We start from the raw sequence: 2,533 nt of genomic DNA on the forward strand, positions 1-2,533 counted from the left end.
GCTGGTCATGCTCGTCGGCCTTGTCGGCGCGATCAGCTGGGTGATCGCACAATGAACGGGTTTCCCCTTCTTTCGCTGATGCTGCTGGTGCCGCTGGTTGCGGCCGTGGCCTGCCTCGTCGTGCCGCGTGAACAGGCGCGCAATGTGGCGCTCGTCGCTACGCTGATCGATTTCGTTCTCGGCGTGATCCTTTGGGCGAACTACGACATCGGTGGCGCACAGTGGCAGTTCACGGAAAGCGCTGCGATCTTCGCAGGCTTCTCGTGGAAGCTCGGCATCGATGGCATCGCGCTATTGCTGATCGCGCTCACCGTGTTCCTTATGCCGGTGTGCATCGGGGCAAGCTGGACGTCTATCGACAAGCGTCAGGGGGAATATTACGCGGCGTTCCTGCTGATGGAAACGCTGATGATCGGCGTGTTTGCGGCGCAGGACCTGTTCCTGTTCTACATCATGTTCGAAGCCGGCCTTATCCCGATGTATCTGATCATCGGCGTGTGGGGCGGTGCTGACCGTATCTATGCCAGCTACAAGTTCTTCCTCTACACGCTGCTCGGCTCGGTGCTGATGCTGATCGCGATGTTCTGGATGGTGAACGAAGCGGGCACGACCGACATCCCGACGCTGATGGCCTACAACTTCCCGGTTCAGGCGCAGACCTGGCTGTGGCTGGCCTTCTTCGCCAGCTTTGCGGTGAAGATGCCGATGTGGCCGGTCCACACCTGGTTGCCTGATGCCCACGTGCAGGCGCCAACTGGCGGTTCGGTAATCCTTGCAGGCGTGCTTCTGAAGATGGGTGGCTATGGCTTCATCCGCTTCTCGCTGCCGATGTTCCCGGAAGCCTCGGCCCAGTTCGCGCCGCTGGTGTTCTTCATGTCGATGGCCGCTGTGGTGATCACGTCGTTGATCGCGCTGGTGCAGACAGACATGAAGAAGCTGATCGCCTATTCCTCGGTCGCGCACATGGCGATCGTGACGGTTGGCCTGTTCGCGTTCAACCAGCAGGGTCTTGAAGGCTCGATGCTGATCATGCTCAGCCACGGCCTTGTCGCGGGTGCGCTGTTCCTCAGCGTCGGCGTGATCTACGATCGTCTGCACACGCGCGAAATCAGCCGTTACGGCGGACTTTCGATCAACATGCCCTACTACGCGGTGTTCTTCCTGCTGTTCACGATGGCATCCATCGGCCTTCCGGGCACGAGCGGCTTCGTGGGTGAGTTCCTCTCGCTGCTGGGCATTTATCAGATTTCCAGCTGGGTGGCGCTGATCTGCACAACGGGCATCATCCTTGGCGCGGCTTACATGCTCTATCTCTATCGTCGTGTTGCCTATGGCGAACAGAAGAACGCGGATGCCGCCGCCATGCCCGATCTCGACAAGCGCGAGTGGGCGATGATGATTCCGCTGGCTGCCGTGGTGCTTTGGATGGGCGTTTATCCTGAAAGCTTCATTGCCCCGATGCGCAAGGACATTGCAGCACTCGATGCGCGTCTGGCGCAAGCCAAGCCCAAGGGTGATGCGCAACCGACCGCTGGAAAGCCGATGGTTGCTGCCCATTCTTCTGAACACAATGCCGCGCCTGAGGGGGCACACTGATGGACTTCGCCCGTTCACTGGCGCTCACCGCGCCTGAAATCCTGATTTCGGTATCAGGGCTGGTCCTGCTGCTGGTTGCAGCCTGGGGCGGTGACAAGGCTTCTCGCCTTATCTCCATCGCTTCGGTCGCCGTATTGACGGCTTGCGCCTTCCTCACCGCACCCACTCTGTGGGGGCAGATGATGGGGCCTGACGTTTCAGCTTTTGGCGGCCAGCATCGTGCCGATGCCTTTGCCGCGTTTGCCAAGTTGCTGATCTATGCGAGCGCAGGCGTTACGCTGATCATTGCACAGTCGTTCTTTGACAAGGCAAAGGCGATGCGCGCGGAATTCCCGCTGCTTATCCTCTTCGCTTCGCTCGGCATGGGCATGATGGTCTCCGCCGGTGATCTGCTCGCGCTCTACATCGGCCTGGAACTGAACAGCCTCGCTTCATATGTGATGGCATCTTCGCTGCGGACGGACGAACGGTCGGCAGAATCGGGCCTCAAGTATTTCGTGCTGGGCTCGCTCGCTTCGGGCATCCTGCTGTTCGGTATGAGCCTGACCTACGGCTTCACCGGCACCACCAGCTTCGCCGGAATCAATGCTGCGCTCAGCGGTGGCCTGTCCACGGGCGCGACCTTCGGCGTGATCTTCATGCTGGCAGGTCTTGCCTTCAAGATCAGCGCCGCACCATTCCACATGTGGACGCCGGACGTCTATGAAGGCGCGCCGACCCCGGTGACGACTTTCTTCGCCACCGCATCGAAAGTCTCCGCGCTCGGCTTGCTGATGCGCGTCAGCTTCGAAGCGTTCGGCAGCCAGCCGCACGCATGGCAGCAAGTGGTGATCTTCGCCTCGCTGCTCTCGATCGTGATTGGTGCGCTTGGAGCGATTGGTCAGAACAACATCAAGCGCCTGATGGCCTATTCGTCGATCAACAATGTCGGCTTCAT

Annotated in this window: 2 protein-coding genes; both read left to right on the forward strand. The window is 60.0% G+C overall.

Annotation, left to right across the window (positions count from 1 at the left end):
* Window positions 1-51 precede the first annotated feature (51 nt).
* On the forward strand, window positions 52-1,596 hold the full coding sequence (locus ACOVQ0_RS01605) for an NADH-quinone oxidoreductase subunit M (protein ID WP_421879316.1): 1,545 nt from the start codon (window positions 52-54) through the stop codon (window positions 1,594-1,596).
* Window positions 1,596-2,533 (forward strand): NADH-quinone oxidoreductase subunit N (locus tag ACOVQ0_RS01610; protein ID WP_421879319.1); only part of this gene is annotated, 938 nt, incomplete at its 3' end. The genes ACOVQ0_RS01605 and ACOVQ0_RS01610, both read left to right, overlap by 1 nt.

The sequence above is a fragment of the Novosphingobium sp. genome (genome assembly GCF_049240505.1).
In the GTDB taxonomy this organism is placed as follows: Bacteria; Pseudomonadota; Alphaproteobacteria; order Sphingomonadales; family Sphingomonadaceae; genus Novosphingobium.